The sequence below is a fragment of the Actinopolyspora sp. BKK2 genome, assembly GCF_011291845.1.
GTDB lineage: Bacteria > Actinomycetota > Actinomycetes > Mycobacteriales > Pseudonocardiaceae > Actinopolyspora > Actinopolyspora saharensis.
Map to the genome: position 1 here is coordinate 170,033 of NZ_JAANTE010000007.1, position 18,022 is coordinate 188,054.

The following is an 18,022-nucleotide window of genomic DNA, read 5'->3' on the forward strand; positions in this document are numbered from 1 at the left end:
GGAGCTCACCGGGTGGTCCAGTCTCATCCGCATGCTGGGAACGCTGTGACCGGAGTTACCCGGCGGTTCCGGGGCTCGGGATCCGGACGGGGAGCTGGTCGCTGGGACACTGGGGGCGTGACCGCACAACCACTGACCGGTGAGACCCCTCCCGCGGACGGGAGCTTGCCCGAAGGGGCGTTGGAAGGCCTGGGAAAGCGTCCGTTCGGGGTTTACGTGCACGTGCCGTTCTGCGCCACCCGGTGCGGCTACTGCGACTTCAACACCTACACCGCAGACGAGCTGGAGGGCGGGGGCAGCCTCGGAGGGTGGCTGGAAGCGCTCAAGCAGGAGCTCCGGCTCGGTGTCCGCGCGCTCGGCGGTCCGGAGCGGGCCCCCGGGGCCGAGACGGTGTTCGTCGGAGGGGGGACCCCCTCCCTGCTCGGGGGCGACGGGCTGGCCGAGGTGCTGGACGCGGTGCGCGACTCGTTCGGCCTGACCGCGGACGCGGAGGTGACCACGGAGGCCAATCCGGAGTCCACCTCGCCCGAGCTGTTCGACACGATCCGGCGGGCGGGCTACACCAGGGTTTCGCTGGGCATGCAGTCGGCGGCCGAGCACGTGCTGCGCGTGCTGGACCGCAGGCACACGCCGGGGCGGGCCGTGGCCGCGGCGGGCGAGGCGCGCGCCGCCGGATTCGAGCACGTCAGCCTGGACCTGATCTACGGGACCCCGGGGGAGAGCACGCAGGACCTGCGCAGCACGCTCGAGGCCGTGCTGAGCGCGGAGGTCGACCACGTGTCGGCCTATTCGCTGATCGTCGAGGAGGGCACGGCGCTGGCCCGGCGGGTTCGGCGCGGCGAGCTGCCCACGCCGGACGAGGACGTCCTCGCGGAGAAGTACGAACTGATCGACAGCGTGTTGAGCGGCTCGGGGCTGCGGTGGTACGAGGTGTCGAACTGGGCCTCGACCGAGGAGGCGCGCTGCAGGCACAACATCGGTTACTGGCGCGGCGGCGACTGGTGGGGTGCCGGTCCGGGCGCGCACAGCCACGTCGGCGGGGTCCGGTGGTGGAACCTCAAGTTCCCCGCGCGCTACGCCGCGACCCTGGCCTCCGGGAACTCCCCCGCCACCGGCAGGGAGGTGCTGACCGAGGAGGACCGCCGCATCGAGCGCGTGATGCTGGAACTGCGCCTGGACGGCGGACTTCCCGTCGAGGTGCTCGACCGGGCAGGGGTCGACGAGGCGTGGCAGGCCGTGGAGGACGGGCTGCTCCGGGGGGAGCGGCTGCGGGAGGGCCGCTGCGTGCTCACCGACCGGGGAAGGCTGCTCGCGGACGGGGTCGTGCGGCGTCTGATCGGCTGATCGGTTCCGCGCCTGCCGGTTCGGTGCCCGTCGGTTCGGCGTTCTGCGGGACGTGCCGGTGGAATGCGGCGGAGGACCTTCCTCGTTGCCGAGGTGCCCGCAGGAGCGCGTTGTCGTGCCAGGGTCCGGCGGACGGTTCGGATGGGGAAACGAGTCCCCTGGCCTCTCGGCTGCAGGGGCGAAACACCGTAAACTCGACTGACGGATGGCAGGCACGAACCGTGTGTGCCGAGTCGGACGTGTCCACCGGAGCGGGACGCGCCGGACGAGGAGGTGACGCTGGTGAACGCGGACGAGCGCCGTTTCGAGGTGCTGCGCGCGATCGTTGCCGATTACGTGTCCACCAACGAGCCGGTCGGTTCCAAGACGCTCGTCGAACAGCACGACCTCGGTGTGTCCAGCGCCACTGTACGCAATGACATGGCCGTTCTCGAGGAAGAGGGACTGATCGCGCAGCCGCACACGAGCGCGGGTCGGATCCCCACCGATCAGGGTTACCGCACCTTCGTCGACCGGATCAACGAGATAAAGCCGCTGACCTCCCCGGAGCGCAGGGCCATTCACGCCTTCCTCGGGGGCGCGCTGGACCTCGACGACGTGATGAGGCGCAGCGTGCGGCTGCTGGCGCAGCTCACCCAGCAGGTCGCAGTGGTGCAGTACCCGACGCTGACCCAGTCGACGGTGCGCCACGTGGAAGTGGTGACCATCACTTCGGCGCGGTTGATGCTGGTGCTGATCACGGACACGGGACGGGTCGATCAGCGTATGGTCGACCTCGGGGACGTCATAGGCGAGGAGGACGTCACCCGGCTGCGCACCGTGCTCAATTCCGCGATGGCGGGCAAGCGGCTGGCCGACGCCTCCGCTTCGGTCGCAGAACTTCCGGAACAGGCGCCTCCCGAATTGCGTGAGACCATGTCGCGGGTTTGCGGCGTGCTCATCGAGACCCTGGTCGAGCACCCCGATGAGCGGATGGTTCTCGGGGGGACCCCGAACCTGACCCGCAACGTCGCGGATTTCCCCGGTTCGTTGTGGCAGGTGCTCGAAGCTCTCGAGGAGCAGGTGGTCGTGCTGCGCCTGCTGGCGGCGGCCCGTGACTCGGAGGGCGTGACGGTCCGGATCGGCATGGAGAACGAGGCCGAGGAGATGCAGACCACCTCGGTCGTTTCCACCGGTTACGGTTCGCATGGGACGGTACTGGGGGGCATGGGCGTGGTCGGCCCCACTCGGATGGACTATCCGGGAACGATGGCAGCGGTTCGTGCCGTTGCGTCCTACGTGGGAGAGATCCTGGCGGGACGGTGACGTCCGCGTGGCAGGCGTGGCGAGCGGCACCCATCCCTCGGAAATCTTCGGCATGTACCCGCTAGACGAGCAGAGGAAGAACGCACAAGGTGGCCAAGGACTACTACGGGATCCTCGGGGTATCCAAGGACGCGACCCAGGATCAGATCAAGCGGGCTTACCGCAAGCTTGCGCGGGAACTGCACCCTGATGTCAACAAGGAGGACGGTGCCCAGGAGCGCTTCCGGGAGGTGAGCACCGCCTACGAGGTCCTCTCGGATCCCCAGAAGCGTCAGATGGTCGATCTGGGCGGCGATCCGATGGACAGCGGCGGCGGTGGCGCGGGAGGACGCGCCGGTGGCGACCCGTTCGCCGGTTTCGGCGGCCTCGGCGACATCATGGACGCGTTCTTCGGCGGTGGCACCGGAGGTGGCGCGGGTCGAGGCCCGCGCAGCCGCGTCCAGCAGGGTTCCGACGCGCTGCTGCGGTTGGAGCTGACGCTGGAGGACTGCGCGCGGGGTGTGAACCGTGACGTCACGGTCGACACCGCTGTCGTGTGCGACACCTGTCAGGGTGGGGGTTCGAGTGCGGGAACCGCTCCCTCCACCTGTGACACCTGCGACGGACGTGGCGAGATCCAGTCCGTGCAGCGCTCCTTCCTGGGGCAGGTCATGACCTCGCGTCCCTGCCCGGTGTGCCAGGGGCTCGGTGAGGTCATCACCGATCCGTGCCAGCAGTGCAACGGGGACGGGCGAGTGCGCTCCAGGCGCACGATCACGGTCAAGATCCCCGGCGGTGTCGGTGACGGCATGCGGGTCCGGCTCGCCGGAGAGGGCGAGGTCGGTCCGGGCGGCGGTCCGGCGGGCGACCTCTTCGTCGAGGTCGAGGAGCTGCCGCACGAGCGCTTCGTGCGGGACGGTGCGGACCTGCACTGCAACGTCCAGGTCCCGATGACCGCGGCCGCGCTGGGCACCGTGATCAACGTCGAGACGCTCGAGGACCAGGAGGAGCTGACCGTTGAGCCGGGCACCCAGCCCGGTACCGAGTACGTGCTCAGCGGTCAGGGGTTGCCGAAGCTGCGTTCGAACGGGCGCATCAGCGGCCACGGTGACCTGCACGTGCACTTGGACGTGGTCGTCCCGACCAAGCTGGACGACACTCAGGCGGACCTGCTGCGTCAGCTGGCGTCGGAACGGGACGAGGAGCAGCCCGAACCCACTGTCAGCGCGAACGGCAACGGACACCGCAGCGGGATCTTCTCGCGGTTCCGCGGGTTCGGCCACCGCTGAGACGGCCGAGATGCGGGCGGCTCGCGTGCGCGGGTCGCCGTTCGGGCGGGTGGTCCGCCCCGACGCGTTCCCGTTCCGACGGGACCGCGTCGGGTCGGCGCCCGTTCAGGTTTCCGAGGTCGTTCCCCGGTGCGAGCGCTTACGAGCCTGCGCAACCCGACCGACCGCGGGGCAGGAGCACGGACCAGGGGGCACCGTTCCGACACGAGTGCTCCGAGCCTGGGCAACCGGCACCGCCGGACAGGAGCACTGGCCAGGGCGCCCCACCAACGCCAGTGCTCTGAGCCTGAGCAACCGGCACCGCCGGGGCAGGAGCTCCCGACCAGGGCGCCCCACCAACGCCAATGCTCTGAGCCTGAGCAGCCCGACCGACCGCGGGACAGGAGCACGGACCAGGGGGCACCGTTCCGACACGAGTGCTTCGAGCCTGGGCAACCGGCACCGCCGGGGGTTCTCAGTCTTGGGTCTCGCGAGGACAGCCTCGACGTTGTGTAGGTGGCTACCCGATGTCGAGGATCCCGCAGCGAGACCCCGACTGAGGTTCCCCCACGGAACCCGCCGAGCAAACCGACCCCCGAACTTCCAATCCAGTGAGTTTCGATGCCATCTACTCTGCCGGTCTTCTCGGTCGACGAACTCCCCGCGGGAACGCACACCCGGCTGGACGGGCCGGAGGGCAAGCACGCCGCCACCGTGCGCCGGATGCGCTCCGGGGCCCGGCTGACGCTGTCGGACGGGCGGGGCGGGCTCGCCGAGTGCCGGGTCGTGGAAGCGGGCAGGGACGTTCTCGAGCTGGAAGTGCTGGACCGGCAGCGGGTGCCCGAGCCGGAGCTGCGGGTGCGGCTGGTGCAGGCGCTGGTCAAGGGCGATCGCGGTGAGCTGGCCGTGGAGCTGGCGACCGAGGCCGGGGTGGATTCGATCATGCCGTGGCGGGCTGAGCGTTGCGTGGCCAAGTGGGACGACGGCCCCCGCGGGGCCAAGGCGCTCGAACGCTGGCGCAATTCCACGCGACAGGCGGCGAAGCAGGCGCGCAGGGCCTGGACCCCCGTGGTCGAGGATCCCGCGGGGACTTCCGCCGTGGCGGAGTCGCTGTCCGACTGCGCCGCCGCGATGGTGCTGCACGAGTCGGGGGAGCTCGCGCTGCCGGAGGTCCCGCTGCCCCGGCAGGGGCGGTTGACCGTGGTAGTCGGCCCCGAGGGCGGGGTCACGGACGGGGAGCTGGACGCGCTGACCGCAGCCGGTGCCAGGCCGGTCCGGTTGGGGCCCGAGGTGCTGCGGGCCTCGACGGCGGGGGCGGTGGCGCTGGGAGCGCTGGGGGCCTTGACCGAGCGCTGGCGGTGACGGGCCCGGAACGGTGGCTTCGGCTCGTTGTCGGTGCGAGCGTTCCGCGCGGGGCGCTCCGCCGTCGGTGATCCGTTCGTGGATAGTCTGTTCGGTATGACCGAAGGCGAGCCCTCACTGTTCGAGCGCATGATGTCCGGCGAGATCCCCGCCGAGTTCGTGCACCACGACGAGCGCACCATCGCGATCAGGGACATCAACCCCCAGGCCCCCGTTCATGTGCTGGTGGTCCCCCGCAAGCGGTACCGCAACGCGGCCGAGCTGGCTGGCGACGACCCGGAGCTGCTGGCCGAACTGTTCCGCGTGGCCGCGAACATCGCCGAGAGCGAAGGCATCGCGGAGTCGGGCTACCGGCTGTTGTTCAACACCAACGAGGACGCGGGGCAGACGGTTTTCCACGTGCATCTGCACGTTTTGGGTGGGCGGCAGCTCGGAGCCCTTGCCCAGCAGGTGTGAGTGGGTCGGCGTCCACGGTGCCTCGGGGTGCGCAGTTCCGCTGGCGTGTCCGCCTCCGAACCGGGCCCGCCGCGTGCAGGCGAGCTCCGGCCGCCGCACGACGGCGCCGCCCCGCCCCGGACGGCAGCGGGATCCGTTCGGCCGGCTGCGCACGAACGTCGCCCGCCCACTGACGGCTCCTCCCGGTGGTCGCTCACGGGGCCGGTCCCGGAGGCGGAGTGGCCAACGGCGAGCGGCAATCGAGTTGCCGGTTGCTCTACCATCGGAGGAGAAGGAATCCAGTACCGAAACAGCGCCAGAGCGCAGAAAGCAGGCCGGTAACAGCGTGGCCGGAATCGCAGCGGACGGGGCCGCGGCCCAACCAGGACAGCCGCCCCAGACCCAGCAGACCCAGTCGACCCGCACCGTGCCGGACACGGCGGTCCTGGCCCTGCTCGGTTCCAAGGACGAGAATCTGCGGACGGTCGAGGAAGTCCTCGAAGCGGACGTGCACGTGCGGGGCAACGAGGTGACGCTCACCGGTGGTCCCACCGAGGTCGCCTTCGCGGAGAGCGTGTTCGACGAGTTGATCGAGCTGGTCTCCAAGGGCAACCAGCTCACTCCGGACATCGTGCGCCGCAGCGTGGCCATGCTCGCGGGGGACAACGGCGACTCCCCCGCCGACGTGCTGGCCATGGACGTGCTGTCCCGCCGGGGACGCAGCATCCGTCCGAAGACAGCCAACCAGAAGCACTACGTCGACGCCATCGACGACAACACCGTGGTGTTCGGCGTCGGACCCGCGGGCACGGGGAAGACCTACCTGGCCATGGCCAAGGCCGTACGGGCGCTGCAGGCCAAGGAGGTCAGCCGGATCGTGCTCATCCGCCCCGCGGTCGAGGCGGGCGAACGGCTCGGTTACCTGCCGGGCAGCCTCTACGAGAAGATCGACCCGTATCTGCGCCCGCTCTACGACGCGCTCTACGACATGGTCGACCCCGAGTCGATCCCGCGGCTCACCCAGGCGGGCACCATCGAGATCGCTCCGCTGGCCTACATGCGCGGGCGCACGCTCAACGACGCCTTCATCATCCTGGACGAGGCGCAGAACACCACGCCGGAGCAGATGAAGATGTTCCTCACCCGGCTGGGTTTCGGCTCGCAGATCGTGGTTACCGGCGACGTGACCCAGATCGATCTCCCCGGTGGTCAGCGCAGCGGCCTGAAGGTCGTGCGCGAGATCCTGGAGGGCATCGACGACGTGTACTTCTGCACGCTGGACAGCCAGGACGTGGTGCGGCACCGCCTGGTCGGTGAGATCGTCAACGCCTACGACCGCTGGCAGGAACGGCAGGAGAGCGGCGGCGACACCCAGTCGACGGAACGACCCGAGGGGCGGGCACGGAAACAGGCATGAGCATCGAGATCGCTAACGAGTCCGCTGTCGGTGTTCCGGAGACGACCATCGTTTCCGTGGCGCGTTTCGCGCTGGATCAGATGGGGGTCAGCAGGCTGGCCGAGCTGTCCATCGTCCTGGTGGAGCTCGACGTCATGGCCGATCTGCACGAGCGCTGGATGGACCTCTCCGGACCCACCGACGTGATGGCGTTCCCCATGGAGGAGTACGAGGCGCCGCGTTCGCCGGAGTCCACCGACTCCGGGCCGGGGGTGCTGGGCGACATCGTGCTCTGCCCCGAGTTCGCCAGGGACCAGGCGCGCAACGCGGGGCACAGGATGGAGGACGAGCTCTACCTGCTGACGGTGCACGGGGTCCTGCACCTGCTCGGCTACGACCACGCCGAGCCGGAGGAGGAGCGCGAGATGTTCGGGCTGCAGAACCGGCTGCTGGAGGAGTTCCGCGCGGCCAAGACGGAGGCCGATCGCGCCGCGCAGCAGCGCGACGCCGATTCCAGGGTGCTCGGTGTGGTCGGACTCGACGACTCGGCCGAGTCCGCTGACGACGCCGAGCGGTAGTGGGTGTGGCGCTGTTGTTCTCCGGAAGTGCGGTGCTGGTCGGCTGGGCCGTGTTGCTGGTGCTGGCAGCGGGGGTGTTCGCGGCCGCTGACGCGGCCATAGGCACGGTCTCCCGGGCCAGGGTCGACGAGCTGCTCCGGCAGGGACGTGGAGGGGCGCGCCAACTCGGGCGGGTGCTGGCCGACCGCCCCCGGCACGTCAACCTGCTGCTGCTGTTGCGGCTGACCTGCGAGCTCACGGCCACGGTTCTGGTCACCGCCGTGGTGCTCGGCGCGGACCTCCCGTCCGGATGGGCGGTGCTGCTGGCCGTGCTGATCATGGTGGTGGTCTCGTACGTGCTGGTGGGGGTGGGGCCGCGCACCATCGGGCGGCAGCACCCCTACGGGGTCGGTCTCGCCGTGGCCGGGCCGGTGGCGCTGCTGGCCCGGGTGCTCAATCCGCTGACGAGGCTGTTGATCTTCGTCGGTAACGTGATCACCCCGGGGCGGGGTTTCCGGGAGGGGCCGTTCTCCTCGGAGGCGGAGCTCCGCGAGCTGGTCGACATCGCCGGTGAGCGCGGGGTCGTGGCCGCGGGCGAGCGCGAGATGATCCACTCCGTCTTTGAGCTCGGCGATACCACCGCCCGCGAGGTGATGGTTCCGCGCACCGAGATGATCTGGATCGAGCGGTCCAAGTCGGCGCGGCAGGCGCTCACGCTCGGGCTCCGCTCGGGATTCTCCCGCATTCCCGTGATCGGGGAGAGCGTCGACGACGTGGTGGGCGTGGTCACGCTCAAGGAGTCGGCCCGCGTCGTGGCCGAGGGGGACTCCGCGGAGCAGCGCCCGGAGCCGCGCGTGTCCGAGCTGATGCGGGAGGCGAGCTTCGTCCCCGATTCCAAGCGGCTGGACGAGCTGCTCAAGGAGATGCAGCTCTCGCGGAGCCACATGGCCATAGCGGTGGACGAGTACGGCGGCACGGCCGGGCTGCTGACGATCGAGGACATCATCGAGGAGATCGTCGGGGAGATCACCGACGAGTCGGACCGGGAGGAGCACCGGCCGGTCGAGTGGCTCGACGAGGAGCGGGTGCGGGTCAGCTCGCGGCTTCCGGTGGCCGACCTGGCCGCGCTGTTCGACGTGGAGCTGGACGACTCGGAGGTCGAGACCGTCGGGGGCCTGCTGGCCCACAGCCTCGGGCGGGTGCCGCTGCCGGGGGCGGAGGCCGAGATGTCCGGCTTGCGGCTGCGTGCCGAGGGCGGCAAGGACCACCGGGGGCGGATCCGGATCAACGCGCTGCTGGTCCGCAGGGCCGGTGAGCCGAGCGCGCAGGACGACGAGGAGAGGAGCAGGCAGCATGGGTGAACGCACCGAGGCGGCCCCCGAGGAGCTGGACTCCGAGGACGCCAAGATCGTGACGCTGGCCCGCTCGGCGCGGGCGCGCGTCGGTGCCGCGGAGGGGGCCGCCGTGCGGGACACCGACGGCAGGACCTACACGGGCTGCACCGTGGAGCTGAGCGCCTTGCGGTTGAGCGCGCTGCAGGCCGCCGTGGCGGCTGCCGTGTCGAGCGGGGCGGAGTCGCTGGAGGCCGCCGCCGTGGTCACCGATGCGGAGGAGGTCGACGGGGACTCGGTCGCGGCGGTGCGCGCCCTGGAGAGGGGAGCCCCCGTGTTCCGGGCCGGAGGCGACGGCCGGGCCGTCGAGGTTTCGCGGGGGGAATGACCCCCGCGGTGTGCACCGGGAGCGGGGTTCACCGGGAGCGGGCTGATCGCGATCGCCGCTCCCGGCTCTTCCGGTGGTCGCTCATTCCCACTGCGTGAGCCCCGCGTCGTAGGGCGAGGCGCGTGGCGGCGGTTCGTCCCCGGCCTCGGTGAACGCCTGCAGGGCCTGCACCAGGCCCGCGCGGTCGTCGTGGGGGATACGCTCGACTATGGCTGCGATCTCGTTGCGCCGGTAGTCCGTCACCCGGTCCACCAGATCGCGCCCGGACACGGTGAGCCCCACCGTCACTTCCCTGCGCGAATCCGGGTTGCTCTTCCGCTCCGCCCAGCCCGCCGTGACGAGCCTGTCCACCGTCCGGGTCGCCGTGGACGGGTTCACGCCGAGCATCTCGGCCAGCGAGACCAGCTTGAGCGGTCCGCGCGATCCCAGCGCGACCAGCAGTCGGAACTGGGGGAGAGTGATCGGCCCGGCGACCGCGGCGACCGATCTCGCCGAGATGCCCACCAGCAGCCGCGAAGCGGTCAGCACCGCCTCGGTGATCGCGTCCACTTCATCACCATTGGGCGGTTCCGGATTGCTCATGTCGCCATTTTCACATTGACGTGCACAGGGCAAGAGTTGCATTATGCAAGTGTGATGGCGGAAGCCGGAAAACGATCGATGACCCTTGCTGGACCGGTACGTGGGCAGATCGGAACCTGGCTCCGCGAACGTGGTAGCGGCCTGATGGCCCTCGCTCTGCTGATCGGAGTCGGATCCGGGCTCGGAGCTATCGCGTTTCGGTGGCTGATCACGTCCGCGACCGAGCTGCTGAGCGGACGGCCCGAGTACACGACTGCTCCCGGTGCCGCCCACGCGTGGCTACCCGGTCTCGGCGTCTGGTTCCTCGTCCTCGCCCCCGCCGTGGCGGGACTGCTCTACGGCCCTCTGGTGTACTGGCTGGCCCCCGAGGCGAAGGGGCACGGCGTGCCGGAGGTCATGTACGCCGTCTCCGAGCACGGAGGACGCATCCAACCACAGGTGAGCCTGGTGAAGGCCCTGGCGTCCGCGCTGTGCATCGGAGGTGGTGGCTCCGTCGGCAGGGAGGGGCCGATCGTGCAGATCGGTTCGGCCCTCGGCTCGACGGTCGGGAGCCGCTTCAAGCTCACCGAGCGGCGGATGCGCGTGCTGGTGGCCTGCGGCGCGGCAGGCGGCATAGCGGCCACCTTCAACGCCCCGATGGCCGGGCCCTTCTTCGCGATGGAGCTGATCCTGCGCGACTTCGCCGTGGAGTCCTTCGGCGCGGTCGTGCTCTCCAGCGTCACGGCCAGCGTCATCGGCCGGGCGGTCATGGGCAACGAGGCCTTCCTGAGCCTGCCCGACTTCCACCTGCAGAATCCCGGGGAGTTCCTGCTGTTCGCCCTGCTCGGCGTGCTGATCGGAGCTGCCGGGCTGTTGTTCAGCAAGGTGCTCTACGGGGTGGAGGACCTCTGCGATCGCCTCTGGCGCGGACCGGAGTGGCTCCGCCCCGGGGTGGGCGGATTGCTGCTCGGACTGCTGCTGCTGGTGCTGCCGCAGATGTACGGGGTGGGCTATCCCGTGCTGGGCAACGCCATTCACGGCAATTACGCTATCTGGTTCCTGATCGTCCTCCTGTTCGGCAAGATGCTGGCCACCAGCCTGACGATCGGCATCGGGGGGTCCGGGGGAGTTTTCGCCCCGGCGCTGTTCGTCGGCGGTATGGGCGGAACCGCGTTCGGCCTGATCGCCCACGGTCTGCTCCCCGGCATCGCCGGTTCCCCGGGGGCTTACGGGCTGATCGGCATGGGCGCCGCCTTCGCCGGGTCGGCACGCGCCCCGATCACGGCCGTGATCATCCTGTTCGAGCTGACCGGGCAGTACTCGATCATCCTGCCGCTGATGCTGACCGTGGTGGTGGCGACGCTGCTGAGCAGGACCCTGAGCAAGGACACCATCTACACGGCCAAGCTGTCCCGGCGCGGCGTCGACCTCGACGCGCGCCAGCGCCGCGGTCGGTTGCCGGACCGCACGGTGGCCGACGTCATGGAACCGCTGCCGGACAAGCTGACCACGAACACCAAGCTCTCCGAGGCCGCCCAACGGCTGGCCCAGAGCGTCGACTCGGTGCTTCCCGTCGTGGACGAGAAGGGGCGCTACCAGGGGTGCGTCACGGCAGGGGCCGTCGCCGAGGTGCTGGGCGACGGGACCGCGGACAACGGCGAAGTCGGGAAGCTGCTGGAGGTTCCCCCGGAGGTATCCTCCGAGAACAAGCTCGTCGACGCCCTCGACTCGCTGGTCTCCGTGGAGGTCTCGGCAGCTCCGGTGCTCGACGAGCGGGGAACCGAGCCCGTCGGTTGGATCAGTCACCGAACCCTGTTGAGCTGCATGGGGACCACCGCCAACACGCGCTGACGACCCTGCGGCGACAATGGGGCCGTGACCAGCTCAAGTGAAACACATCGATCCGGGTTCGCCTGCTTCGTCGGGCGGCCGAACGCAGGCAAGTCGACGCTGACCAACGCCCTCGTCGGCACCAAGGTGGCGATCACCTCCAGCAAGCCGCAGACCACGCGACACGCCATCCGCGGGATCGTGCACCGCTCGGACGGGCAGTTGGTCATCGTGGACACCCCCGGGCTGCACCGGCCCAAGACCCTGCTCGGGGAGCGGCTCAACGACCTGGTGCACTCCACCTGGTCCGAGGTCGACGTCATCGGCTTCTGCGTCCCGGCCGACCAGAAGATCGGGCCCGGTGATCGGCACATCGCCCAGGAACTGGCCAAGGTGACCAAGCACACCCCCGTCGTCGGGATCGTGACCAAGACCGACCTGGTCGCCAAGCACCGCGTGGCCGAGCAGCTGGTGGCAATGCAGGAGCTCATGGACTTCACCGAGATAGTCCCGGTCTCCGCGGTGGACCACTTCCAGATGGACGTGCTCTCCGAGCTCCTGGTGCGCCAGGTCCCGGAGGGGCCGCAGCTGTACCCGGAGGGCGAGATCACCGACGAGCCGGAGGAGTCGCTGATCTCCGAGCTCGTCCGCGAGGCCGCGCTGGAGGGGGTGCGCGACGAGCTGCCGCACTCCCTGGCGGTGGCCATCGACGAGATGTCCCTGCGGGAGGGCTACGACAACCTCGTGGACATCTACGTCTCCCTGTACGTGGAGCGGTCCAGTCAGAAGGCGATCGTGATCGGCAAGAGCGGGGAGCGGCTCAAGGAGGTCGGGGAGCGTTCCCGCAGGCAGATCCAGGCGTTGCTCGGCAGCAAGATCTACCTGGACCTGCAGGTCAAGGTGGCCAAGGAGTGGCAGCGGGACCCCAAGCAACTGCGCAAGCTCGGGTTCTGAGAGCCCCGGTGGGCGGCCGTGTCCCCGGAGCCTCCGCGGAGGGGCCGTGGAAGGTGTCCGACGCCGCGGACGGAAACACCCTCCACGTGCTCGGCAGCTCGCGTGGAGCGGAGCTTCGGCCGGGAGCACGGCCGGAGTCCGGGCCGTCACATCGTCGTGTAGAAGTCGCCCGTCATGAACGGCATGCTGAGGCCGATCACGAACAGAACGATTCCCAGCAGAGTCAGCCCCAGTACGCAGTAGCCGATCACGACGCCCGCCATCGCCATGCCGTCCCCGCGGGTGCCGTCGCGGCGAATCTGCCCCCTGGACACGTGACCGAAGATCACACCGAGCAGTGCGAGCAGAACGCCCAGTCCCCAGAAGCACAGGGTGAGCACGGACACCAGCGAGACCACCATGGAGGCGATCGCCAGTCCGTTGTTGGGGGGTTGCACCCCGCCGTAACCGATGTAGAAGTTCTGGTTGGACGGGTACTGCTGTCCGGGCTGGTAACCGGGGTACTGCAGACCACCGCCGTAGGAGGACTGCGGGGGCTGCGGGAAACCTCCGCTGTTCGACGGTGGGTTGTGCGGGCCCGATCCGTACGGGTTGGTCATCAGATTCTCCTTCGACTTCGCCGAGCAGATCCAATCACGAGGTGGTCCTCGCGGTGTGCCGTCCCGGGGAAATCGACGTTTGGGTAGGATCACACCGCAGTGCTCCGTGTCGATCGGCGCGGTGGTTCCGGCGTGACCGGTTCGGCGGACATCTTCGACGGGCACCATCATCGGTGCGGTTTCTGATCGCTCGGACGCTTGGAGGTCGGCGGTGCGCGCAGCGTTCATCCGCCCGCTGCTTCGGCTGCCGCGCACGTTGTCGGCCGCCGCCGGGCTGGTCGCGGCTGGGACGCTGTTGGTGCTCTCCCCCTTCGACTTCCCCTGCGTGTTCGCCGCTGCGGGACTGGACGGTCCGATGTGCGGGGGAACGCGCATGCTCGAGGCGCTGCTGGTGGGCGACCTCCCCCGCGCGCTGGGCTTCAACGCGTTCGCGGCCGTCGTTCTCCTCCCGCTGGTGGCCGCGTTGCTGGTCGCCAGCGCGCGCTGCGAGCTGGGCCGCGCCCGGAGCCTGTGGCCGGCGGGAGCGCGCGGCCTCGTGTGCGCCCACCTGCTGGCCGGCGGGCTGGTGCTGTGGACCGTGCTGCGCAACCTGCCGGTGGAACCGTTCACGGTGCTGGCGACCTGACCGAACCCCTCGATGGGATGATGAGGCCGTGAGCCTGTATCGCGATGTCGGTGTCGTGCTGAGGGTGGGCAAACTGGGTGAGGCGGACCGGATCATCACCCTGCTGACCCGTCGTTACGGCAAGGTGCGGGCGGTGGCGAAGGGGGTCCGCCGCACGAGTTCCAGGTTCGGGGCTCGGCTCGAGCCGTTCGCGCACGTGGACGTGCAACTGCACACCGGAAGAACTCTCGACGTGGTCACCCAGGTCCAGACCCTGGACGCCTTCGGCGCGGGCATAGTCGGTGACTACCGGAACTACACGACCGCCTGCGCCGTGCTGGAGACGGTGGACCGGATCGTGGCCGAGGAGGGCGAGCCGGTGCTGCGCATGTACCTGCTCGTCGTCGGGGCCCTGCGCGCGCTGGCCGGTGGTCATCGGGACGCCTCCCTGGTGCTGGACTCCTTCGTGCTGCGGGCGATGGCCTTCGCGGGGTGGTCTCCCGCCCTCGGGGAGTGTGCCCGTTGCGGCCTCGCCGGTCCCCACGTCGCCTTCAGCGTCCACGTCGGCGGGACGGTCTGCCCCGAGTGCCGCCCGGCGGGAGCCTCCAGGCCGGCCGCGGACACGCTCGTCCTGCTGCGGGCGCTGCTCGACGGTGACTGGGACGTGGCCGAGAGCTCAGCGGAGACGGTGCGCCGGGAGGGCAGCGGTCTGGTCGCGGCGCATCTGCAGTGGCACCTGGAACGCCAGCTGCGCTCGCTGCCGCTGGTGGAGCGCGGTTCGGCCGAACGGTACGGGGACGAACGGGTGGCTGCGGCGGACGAGCGGGCCGAGGAGACGTCCGAGTCCGCGCAGGATCGGGTTCCCGAGCTGATCCGCGAACGGGCGAGCGGTGCGGGGACCACCGCGGAATCGGGTCCGGGCGGACCGCTGGAACGGCCGTGATCGTCCGCGGGCTCCGCGCCGGGGACGAGGTGGCCGTGCGGCGGATCTGCGTGGCCACCGGGGACGCCGGTGAGCACGCGCGCAACATCCTGCGGGAGCCGGAGCTGATGGCGCACGTGTTCGCCTCGCCTTATCTGCTCCTGCAACCGGAGCTGTGCTTCCTCGCGGAGAGCTCCGGGCAGCCGCTGGGCTACGTGGTCGCGGCGCTGGACTCCGTGGAGTTCTACCGGCGTTGGGAGCGGGAGTTCTCCCCTCGCTTCGCGCGCGGCCACCCCGCCCCGCCCCTCGGCGGCGGGTGGGACGAGTCCGCGCGAGCGGACGACGCGGACGAGCAGCTGCGCCTGCTGCTGCACCGCCCCCGGACGATGCTGCTGCCCGACACCGACGTCTATCCCTCGCACCTGCACATCAACGTGCTTTCCGGAGCTCGGCGCATGGGAGCGGGGAAGGCGCTGCTGCGGGCGCTCTTCGACGCCCTGGCCGCGGCGGGGTCACCCGGGGTGCAGCTCGGGGTGCGCGCGACGAACGCCTCGGCGCACGCCTTCTACCGCGCGATGGGCATGACCAGGTTGCCCTTGGACGAGGGGCCCGCGATTCGTTTCGGGCGCCCGCTGGGCCGGTGAGTGGTGGGCGTCCGCGAGAATGGGACCGACCCGGAATCGAATCGGCTGTTGATCGCGAAGGGGAGCTCAATGCTGCGACGCCGTGGGCGGGACAGGGACGCTTCGGACGTACGAGCGCCCGACCCCCATCCTTCCGGTGCGGAACCACCCGCGTTGCCTCCGGAACTGGTGCCCAAGCACGTCGCCGTCGTCATGGACGGGAACGGCAGGTGGGCCAACGAACGTGGTCTTCCCCGCATCGAGGGACACAAGCAGGGGGAGGCCGTCGTGCTCGAACTGGCCCGCGGCGCCATCGAGATGGGCGTGCAGTGGCTCTCGCTGTACGCGTTCTCCACGGAGAACTGGAAACGCAGCCCCGACGAGGTCAAGTTCCTCATGGGGTTCAACCGCGACGTGATCCGGCGTCGGGTGGACGAGCTCGACGAGCTGGGCGTGCGGGTTCGGTGGGCCGGACGCAGGCCCAAGCTGTGGCGCAGCGTGGTCGACCAGCTGCGCTCGGCCGAGGAGCGGACCGCCAACAACAACGTCATGAACCTGACGATGTGCGTCAACTACGGCGGTCGCGCCGAGGTGGGCGACTCCGCGCGGGAGATCGCCAGACTGGCCGCGGCGGGGAAGATAAACCCGGAGAAGGTGGACCAGCGCACGGTCGCCCGGCACCTGTACCAGCCCCAGATGCCCGATGTGGACCTGTTCATCCGCCCGTCCGGTGAGCGGCGCACCTCCAACTTCATGCTCTGGCAGTCCGCCTACGCGGAGATGGTCTTCCAGGACACGTTGTTCCCCGATGTGGACCGCAGGCACTTCTGGGACGCCTGCGTCTCCTACGCGCGCCGCGATCGCCGGTTCGGGGGCGCGGTCGACAGGGCGCAGAGCTCGGCCCCGGAGGATTCCGGGCAGGGGGGCGAGTGATGGCCGGGGAAGTGGCGAGCACGGCCGATCTGCTGACAGCGGCGAAGCGTGCGCTGGAGACCTACTACGAGGTGCGGGTCGACGACGACGGCGCGCTGACCTTCCGGCACTCCGAGGTGCCCTGCGCGGTGCAGGCGATGCAGCTCGCGGACGGGTTGACGGTGCTGAGCCTGACCTGCGTGGTGGCCTGGGACCTCCCGGTGGACGGGGAGATCTCCAGGTGGGCGGCCGAGCGCGCCGGTGAAGGAATGTTCGGCACGCTCGGGGTGGTGCGCACCGCTCGGGGCATGGACCTGACGCTGCGCTACGCCTTCCCGGCCGACGGGCTCACGGGAACGCCGCTGACCACCCTGCTGATGCTGATCGTTTCCACCGCCTCGCAGCTGCGCGGCGAACTCGACCAGGAGTTCGAGCGGGGAGCAGCCGAGCAGGACCGGGCGGCGGGAGACGCCGCGGCGGACTCCTGACGAGACTGGTCCCGACGAGCGCGGGCCCGTCCCCGGGAGCCGCACGGCTCCGACGCGGACGGGCCCGCGGTCGCTGGTGGGCCGGTGGTCGCTGGTGGGCCGGCGGCGCGTGCCGAACCGGGGGTCGCCGGGCGAACCGCTTCAGCCGCCGCGGCAGTCCGCGCAGGTGCCGATGATCTCCACGGTGTGGTGCACATCGGAGAAGCCGTGCTCGCCTGCGATGCGCTCGGTCCAGTCCTCCATCGGGGGATCGGCCACCTCGACGGTCCTGCCGCAGTGCCTGCAGACCAGGTGGTGGTGATGGTGGTCGGAGCACTTGCGGTAGACCGACTCCCCGGAGTCGCTGCGGAGGACGTCGACCTCCCCGGCCTCGGCGAGCGACTGCAGGGTCCGGTAGACGGTGGTCAGCCCGATGCCCTCCCCCCGGTTCCGCAGCTGGTCGTACAGCTCCTGCGCGGAGCGGAAGTCGTCGATCTCGTCGAGCAGCCGCGATACCGCCGCTCGCTGTTTGGTGGCCCGCAGGCCCGGAATCGCGGCCGCGGGACGCTCGCTGGAGGTCACGCTGTCTCCGTCTCCTGTCGGTTTTCAGGGGGTGTGGCCGTGTCGTCGACAGCCCCGGGATCGCGCGAATCCTCCTCCGCGTGCGCCACGGCGTCCACGACGATGTGCGCCAGGTGATCGTCCACCAGCCGGTAGACCACCTCACGTCCGTGCCGACTGCCGTGCACGACCCCCGCCGCCTTCAGCACCCGAAGGTGCTGGCTGATCAACGGCTGCGTCACGCCGAGGGCGTCCACCAGGTCGTGGACGCAACGTTCCGCGACGCGCAACTGCAGCACGATCGCGATGCGCACCGGGGCAGCCAGGGCCCTCAGCAGGTCTCCGGCCGCGGAGAGGGTCGCCGGTTCGGCTCGAGGAGCCGGTGCGGGCGCGGTTCGTTCGATGGAGTGCCCGTCGTCGCTGTTCGTGAAGGGGTCCGGGGGCGTGGCCATGCGTTGATCATCCACTTGGTCCCGACGGGGACGAAATCCGCCGTCGGACGAGGCCTGCATCCTTTCGGCGATTCGTCGCGGGTTCGGTGTCGACGGTCACCATTCTACGGGCGGGGAAACCGGAGCGGATCGCACGTGGAACCGTCCCCCGCAACGGCCGGACCACGGGTGA

Annotated in this window: 20 protein-coding genes; 16 read left to right on the plus strand and 4 right to left on the minus strand. The window is 70.1% G+C overall.

All coding sequences use genetic code 11. The features are described 5' to 3' along the window. The first annotated feature begins 117 nt into the window (after positions 1-117). From hemW to G9Q41_RS15865, 9 genes are all read left to right on the plus strand, one after another. Positions 118-1,344 carry a radical SAM family heme chaperone HemW gene (hemW, locus tag G9Q41_RS15825; RefSeq protein ID WP_347567571.1) on the plus strand — a complete coding sequence of 409 codons (1,227 nt, stop codon included), beginning with the start codon at positions 118-120 and terminating at the stop codon, positions 1,342-1,344. A gap of 279 nt (positions 1,345-1,623) precedes the next feature. Next, complete coding sequence (gene hrcA / locus G9Q41_RS15830; protein WP_165633274.1) at positions 1,624-2,649, plus strand: heat-inducible transcriptional repressor HrcA; 1,026 nt, start codon at positions 1,624-1,626, stop codon at positions 2,647-2,649. Positions 2,650-2,738: 89 nt separating this feature from the next. After that, positions 2,739-3,917: a molecular chaperone DnaJ gene (gene dnaJ / locus G9Q41_RS15835; RefSeq protein WP_092523271.1), complete on the plus strand. Its 1,179-nt coding sequence runs from the start codon at positions 2,739-2,741 to the stop codon at positions 3,915-3,917. Between the two features lie 600 nt (positions 3,918-4,517). Then, complete coding sequence (locus G9Q41_RS15840; protein ID WP_092523269.1) at positions 4,518-5,258, plus strand: 16S rRNA (uracil(1498)-N(3))-methyltransferase; 741 nt, start codon at positions 4,518-4,520, stop codon at positions 5,256-5,258. A 96-nt stretch (positions 5,259-5,354) separates the two neighbouring features. After that, on the plus strand, positions 5,355-5,714 hold the full coding sequence (locus G9Q41_RS15845; protein ID WP_092527285.1) for a histidine triad nucleotide-binding protein: 360 nt from the start codon (positions 5,355-5,357) through the stop codon (positions 5,712-5,714). A gap of 325 nt (positions 5,715-6,039) precedes the next feature. Next, on the plus strand, positions 6,040-7,110 hold the full coding sequence (locus G9Q41_RS22055) for a PhoH family protein (RefSeq protein WP_165633192.1): 1,071 nt from the start codon (positions 6,040-6,042) through the stop codon (positions 7,108-7,110). Then, positions 7,107-7,667, plus strand: coding sequence for an rRNA maturation RNase YbeY (ybeY, locus tag G9Q41_RS15855; protein WP_092523265.1), 561 nt, complete (start codon positions 7,107-7,109; stop codon positions 7,665-7,667). Before G9Q41_RS22055 ends, ybeY begins: the two co-directional genes overlap by 4 nt. Before the next feature lie 14 nt (positions 7,668-7,681). After that, positions 7,682-9,007, plus strand: coding sequence for a hemolysin family protein (locus tag G9Q41_RS15860; protein WP_165633273.1), 1,326 nt, complete (start codon positions 7,682-7,684; stop codon positions 9,005-9,007). After that, positions 9,000-9,365 (plus strand): cytidine deaminase, encoded by a 366-nt coding sequence (locus G9Q41_RS15865; RefSeq protein WP_092523263.1) that lies wholly within the window; start codon positions 9,000-9,002, stop codon positions 9,363-9,365. The genes G9Q41_RS15860 and G9Q41_RS15865 overlap by 8 nt, the downstream gene beginning before the upstream one ends. Positions 9,366-9,446: 81 nt before the next feature. Here G9Q41_RS15865 and G9Q41_RS15870 read toward each other — a convergent pair whose 3' ends face one another. After that, on the minus strand, positions 9,447-9,947 hold the full coding sequence (locus G9Q41_RS15870) for a MarR family transcriptional regulator (RefSeq protein WP_092523261.1): 501 nt from the start codon (positions 9,945-9,947) through the stop codon (positions 9,447-9,449). A 78-nt stretch (positions 9,948-10,025) separates the two neighbouring features. Here G9Q41_RS15870 and G9Q41_RS15875 point away from each other — a divergent pair, with 78 nt between their 5' ends. Then, positions 10,026-11,777 carry a chloride channel protein gene (locus tag G9Q41_RS15875; RefSeq protein WP_092523259.1) on the plus strand — a complete coding sequence of 584 codons (1,752 nt, stop codon included), beginning with the start codon at positions 10,026-10,028 and terminating at the stop codon, positions 11,775-11,777. 24 nt (positions 11,778-11,801) lie between these two features. Then, a complete protein-coding gene (era, locus tag G9Q41_RS15880; protein ID WP_092523257.1) occupies positions 11,802-12,710 on the plus strand; it encodes a GTPase Era in 909 nt (302 codons plus the stop codon). A 146-nt stretch (positions 12,711-12,856) separates the two neighbouring features. Here the strand turns inward: era and G9Q41_RS15885 are convergent, their stop codons facing one another. Continuing rightward, positions 12,857-13,309 carry a DUF4190 domain-containing protein gene (locus G9Q41_RS15885; protein ID WP_165633191.1) on the minus strand — a complete coding sequence of 151 codons (453 nt, stop codon included), beginning with the start codon at positions 13,307-13,309 and terminating at the stop codon, positions 12,857-12,859. 211 nt (positions 13,310-13,520) lie between these two features. Between G9Q41_RS15885 and G9Q41_RS21595 the strand changes: the two genes are divergently transcribed. The 5 genes from G9Q41_RS21595 to G9Q41_RS15910 all read left to right on the plus strand — a co-directional run bounded on the left by G9Q41_RS21595 (position 13,521) and on the right by G9Q41_RS15910 (position 16,858). Beyond that, positions 13,521-13,934, plus strand: a complete 414-nt coding sequence (locus G9Q41_RS21595; RefSeq protein WP_245695740.1) for a DUF2752 domain-containing protein — start codon at positions 13,521-13,523, stop codon at positions 13,932-13,934. A gap of 28 nt (positions 13,935-13,962) precedes the next feature. Continuing rightward, positions 13,963-14,856 (plus strand): DNA repair protein RecO, encoded by an 894-nt coding sequence (gene recO / locus G9Q41_RS15895; RefSeq protein WP_165633190.1) that lies wholly within the window; start codon positions 13,963-13,965, stop codon positions 14,854-14,856. Continuing rightward, a complete protein-coding gene (locus G9Q41_RS15900) occupies positions 14,853-15,479 on the plus strand; it encodes a GNAT family N-acetyltransferase (RefSeq protein WP_347567570.1) in 627 nt (208 codons plus the stop codon). Before recO ends, G9Q41_RS15900 begins: the two co-directional genes overlap by 4 nt. A 69-nt stretch (positions 15,480-15,548) precedes the next feature. After that, complete coding sequence (locus G9Q41_RS15905) at positions 15,549-16,391, plus strand: isoprenyl transferase (RefSeq protein WP_092523248.1); 843 nt, start codon at positions 15,549-15,551, stop codon at positions 16,389-16,391. Then, positions 16,391-16,858, plus strand: a complete 468-nt coding sequence (locus G9Q41_RS15910) for a hypothetical protein (protein WP_092523245.1) — start codon at positions 16,391-16,393, stop codon at positions 16,856-16,858. The genes G9Q41_RS15905 and G9Q41_RS15910 overlap by 1 nt, the downstream gene beginning before the upstream one ends. 141 nt (positions 16,859-16,999) lie before the next feature. Here the strand turns inward: G9Q41_RS15910 and G9Q41_RS15915 are convergent, their stop codons facing one another. Then, complete coding sequence (locus G9Q41_RS15915) at positions 17,000-17,419, minus strand: Fur family transcriptional regulator (RefSeq protein ID WP_165633189.1); 420 nt, start codon at positions 17,417-17,419, stop codon at positions 17,000-17,002. After that, complete coding sequence (locus G9Q41_RS15920; RefSeq protein WP_165633188.1) at positions 17,416-17,850, minus strand: metalloregulator ArsR/SmtB family transcription factor; 435 nt, start codon at positions 17,848-17,850, stop codon at positions 17,416-17,418. The genes G9Q41_RS15915 and G9Q41_RS15920 overlap by 4 nt, the downstream gene beginning before the upstream one ends. Positions 17,851-18,022: the final 172 nt, after the last annotated feature.

What these genes read in the sequence shown, in the direction of transcription:
- G9Q41_RS15840 (WP_092523269.1), top strand. Translation starts at nt 4,518, where the DNA reads ATGCCATCTACTCTGCCGGTCTTCTCGGTCGACGAACTCCCCGCGGGA.
- G9Q41_RS15875 (WP_092523259.1), top strand. Translation starts at nt 10,026, where the DNA reads ATGACCCTTGCTGGACCGGTACGTGGGCAGATCGGAACCTGGCTCCGC.
- G9Q41_RS15905 (WP_092523248.1), top strand. Translation starts at nt 15,549, where the DNA reads ATGCTGCGACGCCGTGGGCGGGACAGGGACGCTTCGGACGTACGAGCG.
- G9Q41_RS15845 (WP_092527285.1), top strand. Translation starts at nt 5,355, where the DNA reads ATGACCGAAGGCGAGCCCTCACTGTTCGAGCGCATGATGTCCGGCGAG.
- G9Q41_RS15910 (WP_092523245.1), top strand. Translation starts at nt 16,391, where the DNA reads ATGGCCGGGGAAGTGGCGAGCACGGCCGATCTGCTGACAGCGGCGAAG.
- G9Q41_RS15920 (WP_165633188.1), bottom strand. Translation starts at nt 17,850, where the DNA reads ATGGCCACGCCCCCGGACCCCTTCACGAACAGCGACGACGGGCACTCC.
- G9Q41_RS15865 (WP_092523263.1), top strand. Translation starts at nt 9,000, where the DNA reads ATGGGTGAACGCACCGAGGCGGCCCCCGAGGAGCTGGACTCCGAGGAC.
- G9Q41_RS15870 (WP_092523261.1), bottom strand. Translation starts at nt 9,947, where the DNA reads ATGAGCAATCCGGAACCGCCCAATGGTGATGAAGTGGACGCGATCACC.
- G9Q41_RS15885 (WP_165633191.1), bottom strand. Translation starts at nt 13,309, where the DNA reads ATGACCAACCCGTACGGATCGGGCCCGCACAACCCACCGTCGAACAGC.
- ybeY (WP_092523265.1), top strand. Translation starts at nt 7,107, where the DNA reads ATGAGCATCGAGATCGCTAACGAGTCCGCTGTCGGTGTTCCGGAGACG.